Below are 25,243 nucleotides of genomic sequence, written 5' to 3' on the forward strand. Positions count from 1 at the left end.
TGAAAATTTTTTAATAGATTACTATTACCTAAAAAAACCACTTCAATCAGCAGATCAAAGTGGACTTCATTTCTATCTTTTATTTTTACTCATTTTCATTATTAGCCCAACTAACAATACCACGATAATCGCTCCAATTAATGCTGGGATTATCGCTATATTGGCTAGTTTTGGACCAAAATCACCAAATATCTCTCCTCCAAGCCATGCTCCAATGATTCCTAATATAATATTTCCAATTACTCCACCTGGAATATCTCTTCCTACTATTAAACCAGCTAACCATCCAAGCAGTCCTCCAACTATTAGATAAAGAAGAAAGCCCATCACTAACACTCCCTTTGTTCTTTAGTTTATCTTTACACTCTTTATTCCCAGTTTACGATCAAAGAAAACCACTATATAATACGACGTAGGATAACTATATTAAAACTTCAATGAAAAGACCTATACTATTCTTTAGGATAATCTCTTTTCAATATATGAAAGGACGTTATATACAATGGGTACAATGGACAAGCTATACAATGTAGCTGAGTGGATTATGAGACTTTGTATTGTAAATTTATTATGGTTTTTATTCACACTATGTGGATTGGTTGTTTTTGGACTTTTTCCAGCTACAGCTGCTATGTTCACTATCACGAGAAAATGGACGTTAGGAGATTATGATGTTCCTCTATTTAAAACATTTTGGTCGACCTTTAAAAAAGAATTTCTTCAAGCTAATGTATTAGGGATTATTTTTTATCTTATTGCAGGTTTACTTTATATTAATTACTTGTACACAAAATCACTCACTGATGGAGCTTCAATTCTTATGATTGGTGGATTTTTCTCACTTTGCTTATTTTTTGTGATACTGATGATTCACATTTTCCCACTTTTTGTACATTATAGATTAACAACTTTTCAATATATAAAACGTGCTTTCCTTATTGGTATGATTAAACCTCTAAACACTTTGTTAATGATTGTAGGTTCATATGCGATCTTTTACATGCTTTCTTCAATACCAGGTCTGAATTTTTTCTTTCTTTTTAGCTCAATAAGCTTTTACTTATCTTGGATGTCACTACGAACTTACAAGAAGTTTGAGCAACAAGAAGCTGAAAGCACCTTATAAATTTTTTGAATTTAGGTTGTTGCTAACATGATAAAAATAGGCTACCTGTTCTTCACAGAATTGGTAGCCTATTTTTATGAACATATGGTAAAAGTTCAAAGTCATGTATCATCTCATCATCGTTTTTCCCTCCTAAAGTATCATTTGAAAGTAACTACCTTATAATGCATAATTCATACCTTTGTCTATATATTGTGAATAATATTTGATGATTAAGTGCTAATAGTTTACAAGATTATTCTTTGCGTTATGATAGAAGAAATAAGATATTTAAAATTGATTTATTCATAATGAGGTATGCTACATGAAAATTATATGTTTTGGTGACAGTCTCACAAGAGGCGTCTCTATCGTAAAAGGAAGATTAAGAATTTTAAAGGAAAGTTACCCAACTTCTTTACAAGAATTATTCTCGAGCAATAAAAATGATGTTACAGTTGTAAATAAGGGTGTATTTAATGATAACTCTGACTTATTATTGGAAAGACTTGAAAAGGATGTTATTCATGAAAAACCAGATTATGTGATTGTAGGTGTTGGAGGAAACGACTGTAATTTTAAATGGGAAGAAGTTGCTAATAATCCATTAAAAGAACACAAAGCAATTGTGCCGCTAGATCGTTACTTACACAATATTAAAACAATGATTAACCAAATATCTCAAAGTGGTATTACACCCGTAATTTCTACACTTCCACCTTTAGATCCAGTTCGATATTATAAGAATATTTCAGAAAAATATAGTCCTTCAATTAGTCATTGGATTAGTCAAGTTGGAGGAATAGACTATTGGCATGGAGTTTATAATCATCATTTAAATCAATTAGCTGAAGAGTTAAATATAATGAAAATCGATGTGAGAACAGGAATTAAAAAAGCAGGAAACTTAGTTGACTTAATAAGTGATGATGGTATTCATCTTACAGCTGAAGGATATAAAGCTTTGAGTGCAGAAATACATCGCAACCTACTAAGCACCATAGCTTTACAGAATAAAAAGCTTTGTTAAAGGAATACTTTTGATTTCTTTAACAGAACCATAAAAAAAACTCTTTTATGGCACACTTATCCAAGCAGTAGTCACATGTCTATTAACACAATACAATAAGGTACTAAACATTAAGCTTTAACATAACTGCTGAAGTAATAAACTATTTTAAAGAGGCTGGGACATAAGTATTTAAGCAATGATAAACCCGAAATATTAGGTGATATTTCGGGTTATCATTGCTGTCTTCAATAGTTTTTTTGATTTTGCATACTATTATAAGAACTAGTGGAATGGAGCGGAAGACATTTGACTCCTGCGGGTGCAGAGGAAAGGCTGAGACCCCACAGGCGCGCAGCTTACGAGGAGGCTTAGCTTCCTCCCCGGCGAATCTTATGTCTGCAGCGTAATGGAGCGAATTTGTCTCTTTCAACTTAACTGAATTTAGATTTATTCGTCTTTTTCGTTGATTTCTCTCATTATGTCAGCCTCTTTTTCTCATATCACATAGTGCCATAAGACACATTACTCATTTTCGTTTTAAGTAATTAAAACTTCTTTCAATACTTTCAAACACTGGACGACGACAAACATCTTGCTCTACAATCCACCATTCAACGTTAAGTTCATTCCCTAGTTCAAGAATTGCATCAATTTCCACTCCACCTGTTCCAAGCTCAGCAAAAAATTTCTCATCATCAGTTGTCATATCTTTTAAATGAACGAGAGGTGTACGTCCTTTATATCTATTTAACCACTCTATAGGATCTTCTTCAACTTTTGTGAGCCAATAAACATCTAGCTCTGTATGAAGGTTTTCTGCATTCGTATCATTAAAAATCGACTCTAAAGCTGTTCTTCCATCCTGTAATTTCTGAAGTTCAAAATCATGGTTATGATAGCAAAGAGTTATTCCTTCTGCTTTTAGCTTTTCACCAGTTTCATCTAAAAAGGAAATAAGTGATTGATAATCTTCTTCACTTCTCTGATCCTCTGCTAAATAAGGACAAACAACATACTTGCTGCCGATGATTTTTTGGTCATTAATCACTTGAGTTAAATTATTTTTAAGTTCTTCTAGTGAGATATGGCTTGATGCTGCTTTTAAGTTGTTACGATCTAACAACTTCTTAACCTCTTGAGCACTTAGACCCTCAAAACCTGCAAATTCTACACCATCAAATCCAATTTCAGCTACACGCTGTAGTGTACCAGCAAAATCTTTTTTTGTTTCCTCACGTAATGTATATAATTGAATAGCAATTGGAATATTTGTCATAACTTTTAACCTCTTTCATTTATTATTTTCTGCGTTCCATATAACAAAAAAATACGAATAGTTTCGTTCAATCATTTATATCTTATTTACCTTTAGCTTAAACGATAAATTACTATTTGCAAATGAATGATATAATTAAAACATATACTATCTTCCTATTTTTATTTAAGACTTACCATAAACTTTGTTGCTTAAATAACCGAAGCAATCAGAACTGTATTGAGTCTAGTACATCTTTTCTTCATAAAATGGTACCATATATTGAAAAAATTGATTTACAATCCATATTTTGATACATAGCAATAGTCGTTTTAAAAAGAGACTTTTTCAAAGGAGTTTAGAGAAATATGATTGATATCGTGTTTTGCAGTTTTTCCTATCATACTAGAAAGTTTCATTCTATTGATCATGCTGGATTTGATGATTATTTATTTCGTTTACAAACAGAAGGATCTTGTCAAATAACTGTAAATAATAAAAAATATACGATTGAAAAAGGAGATCTTCTTCTTCTAAACCCAAAAGAACAATATGAATTAAACATAGAGGAGGGACAAAACAGTGGAGACTACTATATTTTTTGTCGTGGAAGCTGGATCGATAATTGGTGGCATCGTTCAAAGAAACCAACAATATCGCGCATTAAGTTAGACGATAAAATTTTGAATTTATGGAGATATCTCATCATTGAAGAACAACGACCGTCTACTGAGCAGGATAAAAGTCTTAATGACCATTTAATGAAAGCTCTGTGTTTATTATTGGAAAGATACGTAAATGAAACAACTATTGTTTTCAACCGCCCACCTGCTGTTACACGAATGATGCGTTATATTGAAGAAAGAGCATTATCACCATTAAAAATAGAAGAAGTCGCCAAACATGTTGAGCTTAGTGTTTCGAGAGCATCCTTTTTATTCAAGAATAGTGTTGGGAAAACAATGATTAAATATACACAAGAAATTCGCTTATCTTCAGCTCTTGACCAAATGAAATATACATCAAAATCACTTGAACAAATTGCCTTGAACTGTGGCTTTGGCAGTTATCCTTATTTTCATAAGGTATTTAAGAAAACATATGGTGTATCACCTGGTATATATAGACGTGAAGAATAGATTTATGAAGAAATAAAGCTAATTAAAAATGGAGACTTGTATTAAATTGAATACTTTAGTCTCCACTTTTGCAAGCCCCAATTATTTAGTTGTTTTTTCAGAATCACTTTTATCCATTGAAAGAAGATACGCTAAAACACCAGATAAAAGTGATCCACCAAATGAAATTAATATGCGGTAATGTAGTGGAACTGCAGAGTGATCTTTTGCTAATATCCATAAGGAAAGAATCCCAACAAAAATCATTGTTACTATAATAGTAGTAAATCTCTTATTCATTTTAAACTCCTTATCTCTTCAATCTTCTATCTCTATAATATCATACAACATATACATATTATCATAGTGAATAAGAGCTTAATAAAAATAGAAGAGGCTGGAACATAAGTAAAGAAGTTATAAAAAAAGACGAATAAATCTAAATTCAGTTAAGCTGAAAGAAACAAGTTCGTTCCATTGCGCTGCAGACACTCGCTTTCCACTAGTTCTTAAAATAATATACAAAATCAAAAATTCTATTGAAGACTGCAAATAAAAACCCGAACTTAGGCGAATGATTAATTGAAATATCACCTAATAATTCGAGTTTTCATTAACTTAAATACTTATGTTATGTCACAGCCTCTTCGCGTTAATCTAATTGCATAATTTCTTAATTCTAAATGAATTTACCACCTAGCTGTATGCGGACTCGGACATCGCTTAGTTGTAAATTTTGCACGATATTCTACAAGACAGCCACTATGTGAACATGTTGATCCATAAACAAGTGATGGACATGTTTTACATGCACTCATTCGTTCCTCAAAAACCTCATTTGAGACAATAATATTTTCAGAAACTTTGTGATTGGAAAGAATTCGATCAACTTCTTGTTTTTTAAGGATGACATTTCTCGTACAGCTTTTACAAACATTTGTTGCCATGTGATCATCCCTACCTTTTTCTTTTTAAATCGTAAGTAACACAACTGACATTGGTGGTAATGTAACTACTAGTTGTTCATTTTCAATCTTAAATTCTGTAAATTCAGTTGTTGTTACTAAGTCAGGTTGTTCAAATGTATTGTGAGCATCAATTGTATCAGCTGTAAGGATGGTACCAGTAATACCTGAAATCTCTTCCTTCAATCCACGAAGCTGAAGTGTGAGTGTTGATGATTCTTTATTGTCGATATTATATAAACTAATATTAACTTTTCCTGCTTTATCTTTAGATGCTGAAACAGAAACTTGCTCAACTTCTTGATCATTGTATTTGTATGTTCCTACAGTTGCATCAACAGAAAGTAATGTTGCATCTTGGTGTACCTTATACATATCAAATACATGATATGTTGGAGTTAAAATCATTTTCTCTCCTTCAGTTAACACCATTGCTTGAAGAACATTCACCGTTTGAGCGATATTTGTCATTTGTACACGATCACAATGCTTATGGAAAATATGGAAATGAACAGCTGCAACTAATGCATCGCGTATTGTATTTTGCTGATAAAGGAACCCTGGATTTGTCCCAGGCTCAACATCAAACCATGTTCCCCACTCATCAATAATCATGCCTACACGTTTTTCTGGATCATATTTGTCCATAATTGTACCGTGCTTTGTAATCAACTCATCCATATGTAAAGCTTTCTGCATTGTAATGAACCATTCATCTTCAGGGAAATTGGTTGCAGATCCTTTACCTAACCAGAAATCACCAGGAATTGTATAATAGTGTAGACTTAAGCCATCCATTAAATTTCCTGCTTCGCGCATTAATACTTCTGTCCAATTATAGTCATCTACATTTGCTCCACCAGCAATTTTGTATAGTTTGTTGTCACCATAATTTCTTACATATGTTTGATAACGACGATATAAATCTGCATAATATTCAGGGCGCATGTTTCCACCACAACCCCAGTTTTCGTTACCAACACCAAAATATTTTAAGTCCCATGGTTGTTGTCTTCCATTTTCTTGGCGCCAGTTTGCCATTGGTGATTCACCATCAAATGTCATATATTCAACCCACTCAGACATTTCTTGTACAGTTCCGCTACCTACGTTTCCACAAATATAAGGCTCAGTATTTAACAAATCACATAGTAACATAAACTCATGTGTTCCAAAATGGTTGTTTTCCACTACCCCACCCCAATGAGTGTTAACCATACGCTTACGTTCACTTCTTGGACCGATTCCATCCTTCCAGTGATATTCATCAGCAAAACAACCACCAGGCCAACGAAGCACAGGTATTTTAATTTGCTTTAAAGCTGCTAATACATCGTTTCTAATTCCCTGAGTGTTAGGAATCGGTGAATCTTCTCCAACCCAAATTCCTTCGTAAATACAACGCCCTAAATGTTCAGCAAAATGTCCATATATATTACGATTAATTGTTCCTTTGTTTACATCTGTATTAATTACAACTGTGTTTGACATCTATTAACCCTACTTTCATTTTTAATTTGGTTATTAAGTAAAGGCTGTTGCTTCTTTTAAACTAAAATCAGCAATATTGTAAAAAGGAGCCTATAGTTAAAAAACGAGGTAACTCATCAAATTGAAGTATGATCGTTATCCTCGTTTTCACAGTAATTATTATTTAAACACTACGTCATTCCAACGTAATTCGTTTTTGAAAGCATGTTTATTTGTATCATTATTAATTAGAACACATTCAATTCCTACTAGTTCTGACCAGTCTCTTAGCTGATCAACTGTTACTTTATATGAGTACACTGTATGATGAGCTCCACCAGCAACAATCCAGTTTTCTGCACCTTCACTTAATGATGGTTGTGGAGTCCATAGAACTCTTGCAACAGGTAGATTTGGCAGATCTATCTCAGGTTGAATTGCATCAACTTCATTTACAACAAGACGGAAACGATGTCCAAGATCAATAATTGAAGCATTTAATGCTGATCCACCTTTTCCATCAAAAATCATACGTGCTGGATCTTCTTTTCCACCTATACCTAATGGGTAAACAGCAATTTTTGGTTTTGTTGCTGCTATTGTTGGACAAATTTCTAGCATATGAGATCCTAATACTAGTTCATTACCAGGCTCAAAGTGGTACGTATAATCTTCCATGAATGAAGTATCTTCATTATTTGCAATGATCTTTAGAATACGAAGCAGTGCTGCTGTTTTCCAATCACCTTCACCAGCAAATCCGTATCCTTGTGCCATTAAACGTTGAACAGCAAGACCTGGTAACTGCTTCATACCATGTAAATCTTCAAAAGTTGTTGTGAATGCTGTGTATCCGCCTTCTTCTAAAAATGCTTTCATACCTAATTCAATTCTTGCTTGATAGCGAATTGATTCACGTACTGGACCATCTTCTTGACCTTCAGCTACAATATCATATTCACGAGCATACTCTTCCATTAATGAATCTACTTCTTGTTCTGAAATATCATTCATGCGTTGAACTAAATCACCAACACCATAACCATTTACAGTCCAACCTAATTTAATTTGTGCTTCAACTTTATCACCTTCAGTTACAGCTACTCTTCGCATGTTATCACCAAAACGTGCAACCTTTAAGTGCTGTCCTTCAGAGAATGCTGCAGCTGTTCTCATCCAGCTACCAATCGTATTTCTAACTTCACTATTCTCCCAATGTCCAACAACAACTTTTCTTTTCACATTAAGTCTGCTAGCCATAAAACCAAACTCACGATCACCATGAGCAGATTGGTTTGTGTTCATAAAATCCATATCAATGCTATCCCAAGGAATATCACGATTAAATTGTGTATGAAGGTGCAGCATTGGTTTTTGTAATGATGATAATCCAGCAATCCACATTTTTGCAGGTGAAAATGTATGCATCCAAGTAATGATACCTGCACAATTTTCGTCAGCATTTGCTTCTAAACATAATCTACGAATAGAATCTGCTTCCTTAAGCACTGATTTAAATACAAGCTTATAAGTAAGAGTCGGATCTTGGTCAAGACCTTCTGTAATCACTTTTGAATTTGCTTCAACTTCTCTTACTGTTTCTTCTCCGTATAGATCTTGACTTCCTGTTACGAACCAGAATTCATATGGTTTTGCTGTTAACATTTAAATTTCCCCCTAGTCAGATAATTACTGTTTCACTTCTTTAGATTTTTGGCCATAATAAGCATTTGCTCCATGCTTACGTAAATAATGTTTATCTAATAAAAATTGATCAATTGAATTTACTTCTGGATTTAACTGATACGTATGCAAAGCCATTTTAGCTACTTCTTCTAACACTACTGCATTATGCACTGCTTGATTTGCGTCCTTTCCCCAACAGAAGGGTGCATGACCTGACACTAAAACTCCCGGGACAGCTACAGGATCTATTTCACCTTTTTCAAACGTTTCAATAATGACATTACCTGTTTCTAATTCATATCCACTAGTAATTTCATCCTCAGTAAGTGTTCTTGTACAAGGAATTTCTCCATAATAATAATCTGCATGTGTTGTGCCTAATGCAGGAATAGATCGTCCTGCTTGTGCCCAGCTTGTCGCCCATGGTGAATGTGTATGAACAACACCACCTATAGTAGGAAAAGCTTTATAAAGCGCTAAATGTGTTGCAGTATCTGAGGAAGGACGTAAGTCTCCTTCAACAATTTCGCCTTCAAGATTTATTACAACTAAATCCTCGAGCTTTAATTCCTCATAAGGAACTCCACTAGGTTTAATAACGACTAGTCCTTGTTCACGATCAATGCCACTTACGTTTCCCCATGTAAACGTCACCATATTGTATTTTGGCAATAGAAGATTTGCATCAAGAACTTGTTTCTTTAATGATTCAAGCATAGTCATCTCTCCTCTTTTTAACATCACTTGGCTTTATTTAGTGACTTTTGTTCTTGTTTTAAGTTGTTGGCTTGTTTAATTTCCTTTAGGTTTTTCATAACATTATTTTCACCATTACCAAAATAGTCATATAGCCTTGAATACTCAATGTATAACTGCTCATATACTTTTGAGTTATCTTGAATAGGTTGGTATTTATAATCTTTTAATCTAGCCATTTTCTGTGCTGCAGCTTTAATGTCATCATAACCACCGCGCTCCTTACCAGCCGCAACAGCTCCAAACATTGCTGAACCTAGAGCTGGTGTTTGTGAAGTAACTGATATGCGGATATCCATGTTTATAACATCAGAGTAAATCTGCATCATAAGTTCATTTTTCTCTGCAATACCACCACAAGCATACACTTCATTTATTGGCACACCACTATTTCTAAATGCTTCAATAATTTTACGTGTACCATATGCAGTTGCTTCAATTAATGCACGATAAATTTCCTCAGGCTTAGTTAATAACGTAGCACCTAGTAGAACACCTGTTAGATCTGCATCATTAAGTGTTGAGCGATTGCCGTTCCACCAATCCAGTGCTAGTAAACCGCTTTCACCAACATTAAGTTTTGCTGCTTTATCTGTTAATAATTGATGTATTTCTATGCCTTTTACTTTCGCTTCTGCATGGTAGGCTTCTGGAACACAGTTTTCAGTAAACCATTCAAAATGATCACCAACACATGATTGACCAGCTTCATAACCCATTAATCCTGGAATTACACCATCTTCAACAACTCCACAAATACCTGGTACAATTTTCTCTTCATCACCTAGTAAAATATGACAGGTAGATGTTCCCATAATCATTAATAGTTTACCTGGTTCAGTTATCCCTACTGCTGGTAACGCAACATGAGCATCTACATTTGCAATAGCTACTGCTGTTCCTGGATTTAAGCCAACTAATTCTGCAGCACGTTTTGTTAATTCACCAGCTTTTGAGCCAATTGGAAATATATCATGTGAAAGTTTCTCTTCAACAATATTTTCCAGACGAGGATCTAATGCTTTAAAAAATTCCTTTGAAGGATATCCTTCTTTTTTATGCCACATTGCTTTATAACCAGCTGTACAACTATTTCGTTTTAGTTCACCTGTTAGCTGGTAGATAACCCAATCAGTTGCTTCAACGAATTGATCTGCTGCTTCATATAGTTCAGGTGCTTCATTTAAAACTTGCCATAGCTTAGGAAATAGAGATTCTGAGGAAATTTTCCCTCCATATCTTTTTAGGAACTTTTCTCCTCTTGCTCCTGCTATTTCATTTAATTTATTAGCTTCTTTTTGTGCAGCATGATGTTTCCAAAGCTTTACATAACTATGTGGTTGATCTTTATATTCTTCTAATTGACATAACGGTGTCCCATATTTATTTATTGGCAAAACCGTACAAGCTGTGAAATCTATTCCAATACCAATTACATCATTTGCTGAAACATTAGCTTGTTTTAAAACATTAGGAATGGTAGTTTCTAATACTTCTATATAATCTGTTGGATGTTGTAAAGCCCAATCACTATTTAATTTTATACACCCATAAGGTAAAAACTCATCCATTACTCCATGTGTATAAGGTTTAACAGCAGTTGCAATTATTCTCCCTGTATCTATTTCAACAAGTACTGCTCTACCAGATTGTGTACCATAGTCAACACCAACTGAATACTTAGTTATCTTCATCCCCCCAAATCCTCAACACTCAGTAATACCTTTTTAAGTTCCATATCTAAGAAATTAATGAGCTTAACAATTATACGTACAAGTAAATCATTCTAGCTCCCTACTTTCACCAAAAAAACAGAAATACTAGAAACATAAAGTACATCACAACTTATACGTATGACCTTAAATAAATTTTAGCACTTGTTAGATATTTTTCAATACAATTTTTAAATATTTTCTTAATTTCTTCAAAAAATCTACTAAAACCTTATAAAAATAGCATTAACTTATCCTTACAAGTTGTAAAACACTCACTCTTTCATTTTTTTTCCTATAAGAACATTTCCTTCTTTGTCTTTTCCTGTAAAAACCAATGTAGAATTCCATCTACTCCAGTCCCAGGCAGGTAGTGCATACAAAGTAAATATTTTCTCCTCAAAACCCAGCTCAAATTGATTATCATCTTTATATATCCAATGTCCGTTATGAATATGTTCTATTTTTCCTTCTGATAAAAGATGCATTGGTTTAGAAACAAGTTGATTATTATCGTTCCGGTCCATTTCTATTACTTCCCATAAGCCTGTTAACTGACTAGGGTTGATCGTTTGTTCTTTTTCACCTGCATAACGCTCAGGTGATACAAGTGGCCATCCATCATTTGTCCATACAATTTTTCGGATATGTAATGCATGATGTTTTTTTGTTTTCTCACCTCTAGCATGATGACAAACAAAATAATCGTTTCCATCTTTTAATACCGAATTATGTCCAGGACCTATCCAGCCCTCAGCATCACCAAATTTATAGCCTCCAAGTATTTTCAATCCTGTATCATTTGGAGAAATCTCGATATTCGTCATATCATTTCCATTGAAGTCTACATAAGGTCCTTCAATTTTATCTGCTCGAGCAACCCGAATATTGTAATCTCTAAACAAAGAGTCATAAGAAACAAACAGATAGTACTTTTTAAATTCTGGATGATACACAATATATGGACCTTCTACTGCCGCTTCAACACTATGTGGTCTTTTTGAGATTAAGATTCCATCATTTTGTTCTATTAATTTCCCAGTGGAAGGGTCAACTTTTGCAACAAATATACCGCCAAAAAATGATCCGTATACCATCCAAGGATTTCCTTCTTCATCAAAAGTGATATTAGGATCAATGGCATTTGGGATACTTTCACCATGCTTAGTTTTAATAACCTCACCCTGATCTACCCAGGGCCCTTCAATATTATTACTTGTTGCAACGCCAATAAATGATTGATTTTTCCCAAATTGAGAAGCTGCATAATACAAGTAATAAGTATCACCATATTTTGTTACATCAGGAGCCCATAATCCTTTTGCACCTGTCCACTCATGTGCTTCTGTTGGAATTTCTTCAAATGCATGTCCAACCCACTCCCAATGAATTAAGTCTTTAGATTTTCTTACTTGAATTCCACCTGTTGGTTCGCCACCAACCTTGGCATCAGTAGAAAAAACATAGTAAGTGTCACCATCTTTATATAGAGCAGGATCATGAACATTGTGAATTGTCCATAATGATTCGTCATTTGCTATTGCTTGATCATACAAATCATATTTAATTGGTGCTTTTGGAAACATCATCTTTTGAATTCCCTCACTTTCCAATCTCATTTGATATTTTCTTACCCCATACAGCTGTACCTTCTTCATTTAAACCAGTAAATACTAGAGTCGGTTTCCAATTTTCCCAATCCCATTGGGGAAGAACAGTAACCGTATCGACCCAATAGTTATCAGGTGCCTCGTTATCATGCCAGTATAATTTAATTGTATTTGAGCTAGATCGTTCCCAGTAATCTTTACCGTCTTTTTCATTTATCTTGCCATTTTCAAATAATGTGAGATTAGTAGAAGTAGCCATCGCATCATCAATACGACTTAATGTAAGGTACTCCCATTCTCCAATAATATTCTTGTCAGTTACTTCTTCAGTTGACTTCTCAGGATTACCTGCATACCTTTCTGGTGAAACAACAGGCCATCCATCCTCTGTCCAGATTATTTCTCTTACATGAAGATGTGACCAATATAAATCCTCACCAGCTCTTGCATTATGAGTTATATAATATTTGTCACCATCCTGAATCAAGCCATTATGACCTGTACCTAACCAACCAGTATCATTATTAAAGGCATAGGCTCCAACAATTTTTGTTCCTGTGTCAAACGATCCTTCTGTAAGATCAATCATATTTTTGTCATTATAATCTAAATAAGGTCCTTCAATATTAGCTGATCTGGCAACCCGAACATTATAGCTATCTTCAAGAAAGCCATATGAAAGTGTTAAATAATACATTTCCGTATCAGGGTTATACATGATTGCTGGTCCTTCGATCTCATAATCATTGTTTTTACGTTGAGCGATTAAAGTTCCTTCTTCTTCAGGTGTTTTTAATTTTCCAGTGTTTCTATCTAGCTCGACGATAAAAATACCACCAAAATACGAACCATAAGTCATCCATGGAGTTCCTTTTTGATCCATGATAATTCCTGGATCAATAGCATTTACAGTCTTATTATCTCCTACCTGTGTTTTCACTACTGCACCTTGGTCCTCCCAAGGTCCTTCTATGGAATCACTTGTCGCTAAACCAATATAGGAATTTCTCGTGCCAAAACTAGATACAGAGTAATAAAGGTAAAATGTTCCATCCATTTCAATAACATCTGGTGCCCAAAAAGTATTACCACCCTTAGTCCACTCAGCAGCCTCCATTGATACAGAATTAAACACTCTGCCCACAAATGACCAATTTACCATATCTTTTGATTTTCTTATTTGAATACCTGGACTCGGAGTACCTGCCACCATATAATCAGTTGAAAAAGTGTAATACCAATCATCAACCTTTATAATTTCAGCATCATGAGTATTATTAGTTGTCCATTCTGAATCTGAGTTTATAATATCGGGATTAATTTTTTCATTAAGTGTTTTTGGTGGAGGAGACGGATATTGATTTTCATTTAGCGCAACTCCATTTTGATTACTGTTCGTAAGAAAAAGAGTTAATCCGCCAAAAATTAAAATAGAGATCGTAACAATAATTGAAATAACTACTTTTCTTCTCAGCATATTGAACACCTTCCTTTGCTATTCTGTTAGCTTCCTAGTAGTTAGAATGCGTGACAATAGAGAGAGTTTTCTTATCAATCTATTGAAAGAAATTATGTTTAAATTATGAAATGACACTGTCGTAAAAAACATGATCATTCCTGATAATTGTCTTCTGCCTTTCGAGGAAACGCAATTAAGCAAATGTTTTGTAGCTTAATAGAGATTTAATCGAATAAAAAAGGCTGACTATATATATCAGCCTTTTTTATAACTCATTATTTGCTGTCTGGAACAGGAATTCCAAAGTTCGGTGTACCATCTTCATTCCACTCTAAAACTTGTACACGAGTATGTCTGTTAGGGTCGTATAGTGGGTCACCTTCAATTTCTTTATAGTTTCTAGCATGGTAAACAAGGATATCCTGTGAGCCATCTTCAGAAACTGTAAAACTATTGTGACCAGGACCATATTGACCAGTTTCTTCATTTGTTACAAAAACAGGTTCAGGCGTTTTATGCCATGATGCTGGATCTAATAGATCACTATTTTCATCAGCAGTTAAATAACCCATGCAATAATTGAAATCTGTTGCACTTGCTGAAAACGAAATGAAGATTTTACCGTTTCGTTTTAAAACAGCAGCTCCTTCGTTAACTAAAAATCCAATCTTCTCCCAGTCATATTCAGGTGTTGTAATACATACTTGTTCACCTTTTAATGTCCATGGATTCTCCATTTCTGAAATATATAAGTTAGAATTCCCAAAGATTTCAGGGTCTTTTTGAGCCCATACTAAATACCGAACTCCATTATGCTCAAAAGAAGTCGCATCTAGTGCGAAAGATTCCCACTTTGTGATAATTTGGCCTTTTTCAACAAACTCACCTTCTAATGGATTATCTGATGAGTTTTCAAGAACAAACATACGATGATCAAACAAGCCATCTTTTGTTTCAGATGTTCTTGCAGCAGCAAAATAGATGTACCATTTTCCATCAATAAAATGAATTTCTGGCGCCCAAATATTTGCACTCATTTTTCCACTTTCATGCTTTACCCAAACAGTTTTCGTCTCAGCATTTGTTAATCCTTGAATTGTTTCAGAACGACGAAGTTCAATTCTGTCATATGCAGGTACAGAACCTGTGAAATAATAAAAGCCATCAGTATGCTTATAGATCCAAGGATCTGCTCGTTGTTCGATTAGTGGATTATTAACTTTAAATTCTGCCATGTTAGACAACTCCTATATTTTAATTTATGGGTTCATACCATTTTTTATATTATCTAATTTTTATAATTTAGTTTCACATTGTAGACGGATCATATTCCATGACATTTTAGGCAGCTTTAGTTCTAGCTGTTCGCCCGCTTCATTTGAGATGTCATTCTTTCTTGGTTTTACATTTTCAGGTGAGTCAAAATTATTAGTTGCATAAAGATCAGGTCCATCCATAACAAGGTGATCAATGATTTTAACTGAACCAAATGAACGGAATTGAGCATCTAGTAAAAGATCGTCATCTTCTGAACAATTTAAAGCAAAGATACTTAATGTATTGTCTTCGGGATTATATGTTGTCGATGATTGAACTAATGGAATTTCTCCATGTTTATTCGTTTCCATTGTTGGCGCATCAACTAAAGTGTTAAGTACCACACCTCTTCCATAATTTGATACTTGGAAGAAAGGATAGAAAATTGTCTGCTTGAAGGCTGGGCCGCCTTTTTGAGTGAAAATAGGTGCAATAACATTTACTAATTGTGCTAGTGACGCCATTTTTACGCGATCAACGTGTTGCAATAATGTACACATCAACCCACCAAAAACAAGTGCATCTAATAATGAGTAATTATCTTCAAGAATTGGTGGAGCAATCTCCCAATCTTTTAATTCAACCTTTTTCTGATACCAAACATTCCATTCATCAAATGAAATGTACATCTTCTTTTTACTTCTATTTTTTGCCTGTACATAATCTGCTGTACTTGCAATTGTTTTAATAAAATTATCCATGTCAGCAAATGATCCCAAGAAATCATTAACATTCCCAAGGTTTTCATAATATCTATGACATGAAATATAATCAACATGTTCATACAAGTGTTCTAATACAACTCGATCCCATTCTGGAAATGTAGGCATTTCTGCAGATGAACTACCACAAGCAACTAATTTAATCGTTGGATCTACCCATTTCATAATTTTTGCTGCTTCTCTTGCTTTTTTTCCATAATCCTCTGCACTTAATTGTCCAATTTGCCATGGACCATCCATTTCATTACCAAGACACCACACCTTTACATTATGTGGGTCTTTGTGACCGTTTTCGATACGTAAATCACTCCAATATGTATTAGCTGGATGATTACAATATTCAACTAGATTCCCAGCTTCCTTAGGAGTTCCAGTACCTAGATTAACAGCTAACATCGGTTCGATATTGGACTTATTTGCCCACTTCATAAACTCATCTATTCCTACTTCATTTGGTTCTGTTGTTCTCCATGCAAGATCAAGTCTTGTTGGTCTTTTTTCGACCGGTCCAATTCCATCAGTCCAATCATACCCAGATAGGAAATTACCTCCTGGATATCGAACTATTGGAACATTTAATTCTTTCACCAATTCCATTACATCTTTACGAAATCCATCTTCATCAGCTAGTGGATGTTCAGGCTCATAAATACCTGTATAAACGGCACGCCCCAAATGCTCTATAAAGGACCCGAATAAGTTTGGATCTACCTCTCCAACTTTGTAGTTTTTATCAGCAAAATAAGTAACACGCTTCATTTATTTTCCCTCCCTTGCTTTTATAAAGGAAAAGTGGCCATTACATGGTAACTAGCCAGCCTAATCTAATCTAAATCAAGTTAAAGTAGATTAGGCTAGCTAGTTTATCCCATTTAGCCACTATAGTAGAATATTGGACATATATAACTTGCTAGAATACTAGCGATATATATGTCCATAATTTAAGCTGCCTTATCCTTTAACACCAGAAATTGCAACAGATTCGATAATCTGTTTTTGGAAGAAAATAAAGACAATTAACATAGGTAATAACGACACAACTGATGCTGCCATAATTAACGGATAATCACTTTGTATTGCATAAGTAGAGTTAAAGTTTGCAATAACAAGTTGTAATGTTTGTTTCTCAGGTGAGTTTAAATAAAGAATAGGACCTAGATAATCATTCCAAATCGTCATAAACCATAATATTAGCTGTGCAGCAACTGCTGGACGAACTAAAGGGAAAATGATTTTATAGAAGATTTTAAAATAAGAGCATCCATCAATCTTTGCTGCTTCAATAATTGAGTTTGGAACACTTGTTAAATATTGTCTTAAGAAAAACACCATGATGATATTCCCGAATAATCCTGGAACGATAAGCGGTAAAAGAGTATCTACCCAGCCAATTTGTGAAAAGATAATAAATTGTGGGATCATAACAACCGGATATGGAATCATCATCGCTGTTAATAATAGTAGAAATATTGCATTTTTATAAGGAAAATTCATTTTACCAAATGCAAATGCTGCTAAACTAGAAGTGAACGTACCAACAACAGTAACGGACACAGCTACAATTAAACTATTTATTATACCTTGTAATAAAGGTCCTTTTTCCCAAATCTCTACATATTTTACAAAATCAAAGGATTCTGGGATCCATACAGGTGGTAGTGCATACACTTCTTCAATTTCTTTAAATGAAGTTGCCACCATCCACAAAAGAGGCGCGACCATGAAAATTGCTCCAACTGATAACAAGCAGAAAACAATGATATTAGTTATTCTTGTTGTTTTCTTTTCAGATTGATATTTCACTTTAGGCTCCGGTTTTTTATCTAATACAGTATCCATCATTTCCACTCCCTTTTACTCTGACTGACATGATTAATCAAGCTCATAAGATGATTTCTCATTAACCTTAAATTGTATATAGGTAACAAGGAAAATACCAATACCTAAAACAACTGCCATTGCAGAGCCATAACCCATTTCAAAGTTACCAAATGCTTTCTGCCAAATATAGAATACAACTGTTGCTGATGAATACTCAGGACCACCAGTTGGTGTCATTACGTTAATTTCAGTAAAAATTTGTGCTCCACCAATGATTGATGTAACAACAATAAAGAAAGTAACTGGCTTAACCATCGGTAATGTTATGTTTTTAAACATTTGGAACCCATTAGCTCCATCTAATTTTGCTGCTTCATAATACGTTTTTGGTACACTCTGTAATGCAGCTAAATATAACAACATGCTATAACCTAAGCCCTTCCAGACTGTCATAAGAATTAAAGCTGGCTTAACAGTGTGCTTATTCATTAACCAACTTGGTCCTTCTATTCCAAAGATAGCTAAAAATTGGTTAACTAAACCATAATCACCATTGTAAGCCCACTGCCAAAGGATCGAGATAGCAGCAATTGAAGAAATTACTGGTACATAGTATAAAACTCGGAAAACTTGAGTTCCAAAGATCGCTCTGTTTAAACCTAAAGCTAATAATAGAGCTAATATTAATCCTAATGGAATACCAAGCATCATGAAGACCGTATTGTAAAGGGCTTTATGGAAAGATTCATCGGTTAGTAGAAAAACATAATTTTGTAAACCAATAAAGTCCATTTGCCCTAAACCATTCCAACTTGTAAATGAACCATAAACTGAATAAATAGTTGGCGCTAAAATAAATACTAAGTAGCCTAATATTGGTAATGCTACGAACATATATGCATTTCTTCGCTCACTTTTATAAAGTTTTGACGTTTTGTTTTTCATATTTTTCTCCCCATTTCTTTTAAAAGGGCTTTAACCTTAATCTACTATCAGAGAGTTAGTAAAAAGTGCAAGCGCCTTGATTTGCCTAGGAAAAATAAGGCAATTTGGAACAGAAGGCTTTCTTTGCCTTCAATTCCAAATTGCCTTATAACCCAGGAAATGTTTTCCTTCGAAGGCACGGAGCTGTAGACACAGAATTTAAGTACATATTTTTATTCTTCCAATACTTTAAGATAAATGGTGCTAGAATATTGCCCCAGCACCATATTATCTATGTTTGTTATATTAGTTTTTAGCCTTTTCTTCTTGTTCAATTGCTTTATCAAGAAGTTTTTGCATTTTTGGTTGTGCTTCTTTTACATATTCTTCAGCCGTTTTCTTACCATCAATTACTGGTTGAATATTTTTGAAGAATTCATCATACCATTCACCTGTATAAGTGAAGTTTGTTGGTAAATCACGACCGTGTGTTTCAATAATTTGTAAGAATTCTTCTTTATTTGCAGGCTTAATTGAATCATCTGCAGCCCACTCAGCAGCAACATCTGTATTATTTGGTAATTGAACTTGTTGATCTACTAATGCCTGTTGTCCTTCTTCATCAGCAGATAAGTATAATGCTAGTTCAGCAGCTAATTCAGCATGCTTTGTTTTTTCAGATACACCAATTCCTAAAGAACCGATCCAAGCTTTTGTTTCTCCTGTAGAACCAACAGGCCAAGGTAATAAATCATATTCGAATTTCAAATCTTTGTATGCTCCCATATCCCAAGGACCTACTGGGAAGAAACCGATTTGGCCTTGCATCCATCTTTGGTACGTATCAAGTGTTTGACCTTCTGCAACAGATGGTGTTACTTTATGAACATTTTGTAAATCTGCAAAATATTGTAATGCTTCAGCAAATTTAGGATCATCAACTGTAACCTTTGTATTTGTTTCATCTAACCAATCTGCTCCATTACTCCATACAAATGGTTGTAATGACCAGTTAACATTAAGTCCAGTACCCCATTGATCTAGTTTGCCATCACCATCTTTATCCTTTGTTAACTGTTTGTTAACTTCTAAGAATTCTTCTAGTGTATAAGGCTTGTCTGGATCCGGAAGAGGCACACCAGCTTCTTCAAACATTGTTTTGTTATAACCGAAAGCGAAAGGTCCTAAATCTTTAGGTAAACCGTAGATTGCGCCTTGACCAGCAACTTCACCATCATAACGATATTTATTTATACCAGTTTCCCAAATCTTAGTTAAATCTACACCTTCAGCATTTTCAACTAATTCTGTAATATCCTTTAAAACTCCAGCGTTTACATAAGCTTTTAAATTACCAGGATTATAGAAGAAAACATCAGGAACGCTGTTACCAGCAATTGCAGCTTGTAGTTTCGTATCATATTGATCTCCAGCTGTTACTACTGTTTTTACTTTAACATCCGGATTATCTTCTTCGAATTTTTTAACTACATTTTTAAAAGCTGTTTGTTCTTGAGGCTGACCGCTAAACATGAAAGTTAAATTTACTTTACCACCACTATCACCGCCAGAACCTTCACTGCTACAAGCGCCTAAAACTCCTCCTACAACGACTACCAACATCGAGATTAACAAAAACCTACTTAGTTTATTTTTAGACTTCTTAAACAACTTAATCCCCCCTAAAGCTATTTTAATATAAAAGGAGACTTACAGAACAAAGGTGGCTTAATCTTTTTTATTTGTTTGAATATTTTATCTTTGTTATGTAAGCGCTTCTTTAATTATATATTATTACACCTGTTCGTACATGTCAACGTGTTTTTATAAAAAAATTGTATTATTTTGTTTTTTATTACTTCATAGGTACGTACGTGTGTTTATTCATCCTAAAAATCCCATGATATCAGCCTTTCTATAATCTTTGTAAACTTATTTTACATAATATTGAACATATGGAGAAACTTATATGTTTATTTTCTAGTAATTTCCATTAGTTATTCTACTAATTTACAGTAAATTCCCAAGTCGAATTACTTTGTTTTATTTTTTTACTCTACTTTATTTTTTGCTCTTCTTAATTCTAAATCTATTTGTACGAACAAGATAGTTAAATTAAAGATTATATTTTATATAAAATCTTATGTTTAAAATATAATAAGCAAAGACAATAGTACCTGATTAATTCCATAGTAAAGAGACGCTGATTATACATACTTACATTACAGGAGATTAGAGTTAGATTCTTAAACGATTAAAGATTTAAATCTTCTGATTTCTAATTTTATAAAAAAAGTCAGAGTTTCTATTATAGAACTCTGACCCATCTGTTTATTTTTCTTGCATTTCTTGCACCTTACTAAATTTTTGATTAAATATGTAATAAGATAGAAATGCGATAGTCGATCCTGTGAAAAAGGGTAATAAAAAAGTATAGCTTGTCAGACTAAGGTATAAAATAATCAAGTTGATGATCGCTATCACCAAGCTGTTAAATGGTTTTATTAATGTAAAGCTTAGTGCATTCCTTAGCGCTGACTTGAAGCTAATTGAAAAATGAACATTGATCGCAAAGAGATTTGTTGTATATATAAATAGGAAAATTAACATAAATATAAGAATAATACTTACAATTAAGTTTAGTTGGAAAAAGTAGTATATATCTAACACACATATAATCCAAATCGGGACAAGTAAAGCCCCACTAGCTAAACTCCTTTTGTAATTCTCACGATAATAGCCCCAGTATGAGCGGATTACAGATAAATCACGCTCTCCTAATATCCATTTTCTAACAACAGCATACATAGCTGTCGTTGCTGGGAAAAAGAAGAACGGCGCCAAGAGTGCAATAATAAACCAAGTTGTCACAATAACTGCCACTTGATTGGTTAGAGCTAAAGAAATGACAAGAATACTTATTGGTAAATTAAATATTACCCAAAGTAAATTTAAAACAGCAAATCGTGCAAACCATTCTAATACACGATTTATGCCTTCAAATACGCTAAAATTCTGCTGCATATAAACAAACTCCTTAATTTACTCTTTACTAACATATTACAAAAGTCTATATCATGAAATTCTTATAATCTTCAATTACTTTATTAGGTGAATGACATGTTTCAGAATCTCTATTTCTATAGTTGAACCAAATGGTTTTCCAGCCAGCCTCAATAGGAGCAGCGATGTCATTTTCCCAATTATCACCAATATAGCAGCATTGGTGTGAGTCCACTGCTAATTGTTCTTGAACAAACTGAAAAATCCTCTTGTCAGGTTTGGCAATCCCGATTTCATCAGAAATAAAGATTTTATTTCTAGGTATTAACAGATGCAATTCCAATGCACTAATCTTATTTAGTTGATGTTCGACTGGCCCATTTGTAATAATACCAACCAATTTATTATTCTTTTGCAAATTTATGATTAATGATTTCACACCTGAAAAGGGTTTAATAGAATTCTGTTGTTCTTCATATGCTGTTTGTATTAAACTTGCCTTCTCTTTGGATAAGTCTAAATTAAAATCATTACATGAACGTATAAGTCTTTCTGTTCTTAACTCATCTAAATCTATCTTACCATTTGTATAGCTTTTCCAGAGCAAATCACTATAAAAACGTACCTTCTTAAATACTGGTTCAATTAATGATGATTCTATGGTGATATTTTCTGACTGTAGAGCTAAACTGAAAGGTTCGAGTTGATCATATAATGTTTCATCAAGATCAAAACATACAACCTTTACATCTTCTAATTCTTTACACATATTGATGTTCACCTATATGCTCGTTCCAAAATTTCAACAATGTATAGCGATTTCTTAATTCATGAGCTTTATTTAAACTGTCTTGAACAAGTGCTGGCTCTATTCCTATATCACAAGGAGTAACAGGCCCTTCTAACATCGATAACATATTTGCAATTTCTTTCGGTTTAGGTAATAGTTCTACTATTGTGATGATTTCATGCTGTTTATCAAGAATCACCTTTGCTTCAGCTGTAGAGAAATTCTTTAATTGGTCTTGGTTACCTATTAGATCTAGCACATTGTTTTTATAAAGATCTAGAATAATTTGAGTAGAAACCCCTACTTTAGCTCCATGGAGGACCTGTGGTTTTTTCTCTTTTATAAAGTCCATTTCCCAAAAATGCGATAAATGATGTTCACCACCAGATGCAGGTGAAGAATAACCAACTAGAAGCATTGCTAACCCTGATTGTATAAGAGATTCGATTAATATTTTTATACCTTCTTTTTCACCGTTTACAATTTCTTTTAAAGCATTTACAGATTTATTTAGTGCTTCTTTTGTAAGCTGTGCGGATAAAGTACAATATGGTTCTTTTCCAATAAGATGAGAGAACTTCCAATCTGCTAAAGATGTGTATTTTCCAATCATATCGCCAAAGCCTGCAGCAATCATCTGTTTTGGTGCCTTTTGCAAAATATTAATATCTGCAAAAACTGCGATGGGTGACTGCATTTGATATGTTGTTTTTATACCTTTAATGACAACTGGAGCTCCCATGGAATTAAATCCATCAACTGAAGGGGCTGTTGGAATTGAAATAAACGGTTTAGCCATCTTAAAGCTAGCAAATCTAGCAATATCATGAATCGTACCTGCACCTACAGCAATAATACTATCAGCATCTTGTGGTATACCTAACATCGCTTCAATCAATGCCACTTCATCAGCTATAACATCACCTTGTTTGTTTGCACGAATAAGTGTAGTACAATAATCTATTTTTCTATCACTTAGTAACTCAGAGACTCTTTGACCAGCAACTTCAAATGTATTTTGATCAGCAATTAAGACTACTTTTTTAAATTTACTTTTTTCTATGTACTTTACCGCTTTAACTAATGCATCTTCACTTATGACAATTTCATCTATTAAAATATCATTATGATGATTTCCACATGTGCATGTGTTTGCTAAATTAGTAAGTTCATTTAAAGAAATCAATTATCTTCCTCCTCATTCATGCATTTTAAGCAAATAAATACGAAACAACACTTTAATATCACACTTATAATGATAAATAAAATACACTGAATGCACTTCATTTTAGATAAATGCACTCAGCAACCTTAAATTAATTGTCTTTTTTCCATACACATTTTATATGAAAGATAATAGACCTTAAATGATAATCTTACTATCATCTACTTTATCCAATGAACTAGTTGAGTTTCTTATCTTTAGTTCAGGTTCATAAACTTTTTGTCTACTTGTATTATCCTTGTTTTCTCTTCCTTCTACTTCAGCAACAATCCACTTTGCTGCCTCAATTCCCATATCCATTTTCGGATGATTAACAGAAGTAAGCTTTGTTTCTGTTGCGTTAGCCAGATAAGAATTATCATATCCTATTATGGAAAGATCGTTAGGAACTTTTATATCGTATTCTCTTAAGACATTTAAAACTTGAATTGCAATTTCATCATTATAACAAACAATAGCTGTTGGTCTATTTGTAGAATCTTTTAGTACTTCCTTTAATTTAGTGAGATAATCTCTCTCTTTTGTAGTAAAAGTAATAAACATTTCTGGGAAAAATGGGATATTATTTTCTCTGAAGGCACGTATAAAGCCTTCCATCCGGTTTAGTCCCTGTAAATCATCACTTTTAAATAACCCTATAATTTTCTTATGTCCTAATTTGATCAAATGATCTGTTGCAATAAATCCTCCTTTTTCATCATCTATGATAATGTATGGTGGATTTAATTGAGGGTAAAATTGATTTATCATTAAAAAGGGCGTATTATTTTGCTCCATCTCTAAATAATAATGAAGGTTTGGATTATAGCTGCTACTTCTTGTCGGCTCTACGATTAGACCATCTATATTTGAATTAATCATTGTTTCTAAACACTGCTTTTCCTTTTCTGGATCATTATCCGTACAAGCAAATGTTAAAGAATAGCCGTGAGAAGTTAGGTATGATTCGATTCCTTTAATAATTGATGGAAAAATATAATCAGAAATATACGTTGTAATCACACCAATATTTTTGCCTGTTGAATTAACACTTTGAGCTTGAGCTTGAATTGAGCGATTTGAACAAAACGTTCCGGCACCTTGCTCTCGATATAACCAGCCTTCATGAACAAGATCTCCAACAGCTTGTCGGACTGTATGTCTACTTACCTCAAACATTTTAACAAGTTCATTTTCCGAATAAATTTTATCTCCTGGTAATACCTTACCATCTATGATCCACTCTTTAATTTTTTCTTTAACCATACTAACTTTAGTTTGTTGTGCCATTTGTTCCACCACTTTCAACTTGTA

At 33.7% G+C, this 25,243-nt stretch carries 22 protein-coding genes; 3 read left to right on the forward strand and 19 right to left on the reverse strand.

What is annotated here, in order from left to right; genetic code table 11:
* Positions 1-72: 72 nt before the first annotated feature.
* Positions 73-327 (reverse strand): GlsB/YeaQ/YmgE family stress response membrane protein, encoded by a 255-nt coding sequence (locus JOC75_RS08795; RefSeq protein WP_204953699.1) that lies wholly within the window; start codon positions 325-327, stop codon positions 73-75.
* A 175-nt stretch (positions 328-502) separates the two neighbouring features.
* Between JOC75_RS08795 and JOC75_RS08800 the strand changes: the two genes are divergently transcribed.
* Together JOC75_RS08800 and JOC75_RS08805 are read left to right on the forward strand one after the other, a co-directional pair.
* Positions 503-1,126 carry a YesL family protein gene (locus JOC75_RS08800; RefSeq protein WP_204953700.1) on the forward strand — a complete coding sequence of 208 codons (624 nt, stop codon included), beginning with the start codon at positions 503-505 and terminating at the stop codon, positions 1,124-1,126.
* Positions 1,127-1,430: 304 nt separating this feature from the next.
* A complete protein-coding gene (locus JOC75_RS08805) occupies positions 1,431-2,135 on the forward strand; it encodes an SGNH/GDSL hydrolase family protein (RefSeq protein WP_204953701.1) in 705 nt (234 codons plus the stop codon).
* A 508-nt stretch (positions 2,136-2,643) separates the two neighbouring features.
* On the opposite strand, the gene JOC75_RS08810 is transcribed toward JOC75_RS08805, so the two are convergent.
* Complete coding sequence (locus tag JOC75_RS08810; RefSeq protein ID WP_204953702.1) at positions 2,644-3,393, reverse strand: sugar phosphate isomerase/epimerase family protein; 750 nt, start codon at positions 3,391-3,393, stop codon at positions 2,644-2,646.
* Positions 3,394-3,740: 347 nt separating this feature from the next.
* Here JOC75_RS08810 and JOC75_RS08815 point away from each other — a divergent pair, with 347 nt between their 5' ends.
* Entirely contained in the window at positions 3,741-4,511 is a 771-nt protein-coding gene (locus tag JOC75_RS08815; RefSeq protein ID WP_204953703.1) for an AraC family transcriptional regulator, read from the forward strand.
* Between the two features lie 81 nt (positions 4,512-4,592).
* Here JOC75_RS08815 and JOC75_RS08820 read toward each other — a convergent pair whose 3' ends face one another.
* The 17 genes from JOC75_RS08820 to JOC75_RS08900 all read right to left on the reverse strand — a co-directional run bounded on the left by JOC75_RS08820 (position 4,593) and on the right by JOC75_RS08900 (position 25,219).
* A complete protein-coding gene (locus tag JOC75_RS08820; protein WP_204953704.1) occupies positions 4,593-4,790 on the reverse strand; it encodes a TMEM199/VMA12 family protein in 198 nt (65 codons plus the stop codon).
* A 389-nt stretch (positions 4,791-5,179) separates the two neighbouring features.
* The gene (locus JOC75_RS08825; protein WP_204953705.1) at positions 5,180-5,437 is read right to left on the reverse strand and encodes a DUF6171 family protein; all 258 of its coding nucleotides are present in this window, start codon (positions 5,435-5,437) and stop codon (positions 5,180-5,182) included.
* A 24-nt stretch (positions 5,438-5,461) separates the two neighbouring features.
* The gene (locus JOC75_RS08830) at positions 5,462-6,946 is read right to left on the reverse strand and encodes an alpha-N-arabinofuranosidase (RefSeq protein ID WP_204953706.1); all 1,485 of its coding nucleotides are present in this window, start codon (positions 6,944-6,946) and stop codon (positions 5,462-5,464) included.
* 159 nt (positions 6,947-7,105) lie between these two features.
* Positions 7,106-8,590, reverse strand: coding sequence for an L-arabinose isomerase (gene araA, locus JOC75_RS08835; RefSeq protein WP_204953707.1), 1,485 nt, complete (start codon positions 8,588-8,590; stop codon positions 7,106-7,108).
* Between the two features lie 24 nt (positions 8,591-8,614).
* On the reverse strand, positions 8,615-9,328 hold the full coding sequence (araD, locus tag JOC75_RS08840; protein ID WP_146948699.1) for an L-ribulose-5-phosphate 4-epimerase: 714 nt from the start codon (positions 9,326-9,328) through the stop codon (positions 8,615-8,617).
* A gap of 23 nt (positions 9,329-9,351) precedes the next feature.
* Positions 9,352-11,061 carry a ribulokinase gene (araB, locus tag JOC75_RS08845; RefSeq protein ID WP_204953708.1) on the reverse strand — a complete coding sequence of 570 codons (1,710 nt, stop codon included), beginning with the start codon at positions 11,059-11,061 and terminating at the stop codon, positions 9,352-9,354.
* Between the two features lie 293 nt (positions 11,062-11,354).
* Positions 11,355-12,698: an arabinan endo-1,5-alpha-L-arabinosidase gene (locus tag JOC75_RS08850; protein WP_204953709.1), complete on the reverse strand. Its 1,344-nt coding sequence runs from the start codon at positions 12,696-12,698 to the stop codon at positions 11,355-11,357.
* Complete coding sequence (locus tag JOC75_RS08855; RefSeq protein WP_204953710.1) at positions 12,682-14,166, reverse strand: arabinan endo-1,5-alpha-L-arabinosidase; 1,485 nt, start codon at positions 14,164-14,166, stop codon at positions 12,682-12,684. Before JOC75_RS08855 ends, JOC75_RS08850 begins: the two co-directional genes overlap by 17 nt.
* Positions 14,167-14,423: 257 nt before the next feature.
* Positions 14,424-15,383 (reverse strand): glycoside hydrolase family 43 protein, encoded by a 960-nt coding sequence (locus tag JOC75_RS08860; protein WP_204953711.1) that lies wholly within the window; start codon positions 15,381-15,383, stop codon positions 14,424-14,426.
* A gap of 60 nt (positions 15,384-15,443) precedes the next feature.
* Entirely contained in the window at positions 15,444-16,946 is a 1,503-nt protein-coding gene (arfA, locus tag JOC75_RS08865; RefSeq protein ID WP_204953712.1) for an arabinosylfuranosidase ArfA, read from the reverse strand.
* Positions 16,947-17,138: 192 nt separating this feature from the next.
* Positions 17,139-18,026: a carbohydrate ABC transporter permease gene (locus tag JOC75_RS08870; RefSeq protein WP_204953713.1), complete on the reverse strand. Its 888-nt coding sequence runs from the start codon at positions 18,024-18,026 to the stop codon at positions 17,139-17,141.
* A gap of 33 nt (positions 18,027-18,059) precedes the next feature.
* On the reverse strand, positions 18,060-18,953 hold the full coding sequence (locus tag JOC75_RS08875; protein ID WP_204953714.1) for a carbohydrate ABC transporter permease: 894 nt from the start codon (positions 18,951-18,953) through the stop codon (positions 18,060-18,062).
* 285 nt (positions 18,954-19,238) lie between these two features.
* On the reverse strand, positions 19,239-20,555 hold the full coding sequence (locus tag JOC75_RS08880; protein WP_204954199.1) for an ABC transporter substrate-binding protein: 1,317 nt from the start codon (positions 20,553-20,555) through the stop codon (positions 19,239-19,241).
* A gap of 708 nt (positions 20,556-21,263) precedes the next feature.
* Positions 21,264-21,956, reverse strand: coding sequence for a YesL family protein (locus tag JOC75_RS08885; protein ID WP_204953715.1), 693 nt, complete (start codon positions 21,954-21,956; stop codon positions 21,264-21,266).
* Between the two features lie 46 nt (positions 21,957-22,002).
* Positions 22,003-22,704, reverse strand: coding sequence for an HAD family hydrolase (locus tag JOC75_RS08890; RefSeq protein WP_204953716.1), 702 nt, complete (start codon positions 22,702-22,704; stop codon positions 22,003-22,005).
* A complete protein-coding gene (locus JOC75_RS08895) occupies positions 22,697-23,911 on the reverse strand; it encodes a sn-glycerol-1-phosphate dehydrogenase (RefSeq protein ID WP_204953717.1) in 1,215 nt (404 codons plus the stop codon). Before JOC75_RS08895 ends, JOC75_RS08890 begins: the two co-directional genes overlap by 8 nt.
* A gap of 177 nt (positions 23,912-24,088) precedes the next feature.
* Positions 24,089-25,219: a GntR family transcriptional regulator gene (locus JOC75_RS08900; protein ID WP_204953718.1), complete on the reverse strand. Its 1,131-nt coding sequence runs from the start codon at positions 25,217-25,219 to the stop codon at positions 24,089-24,091.
* Between the last annotated feature and the right edge of the window lie 24 nt (positions 25,220-25,243).

It is taken from the genome of Metabacillus crassostreae (assembly GCF_016908395.1).
Classification (GTDB): domain Bacteria; phylum Bacillota; class Bacilli; order Bacillales; family Bacillaceae; genus Metabacillus; species Metabacillus crassostreae.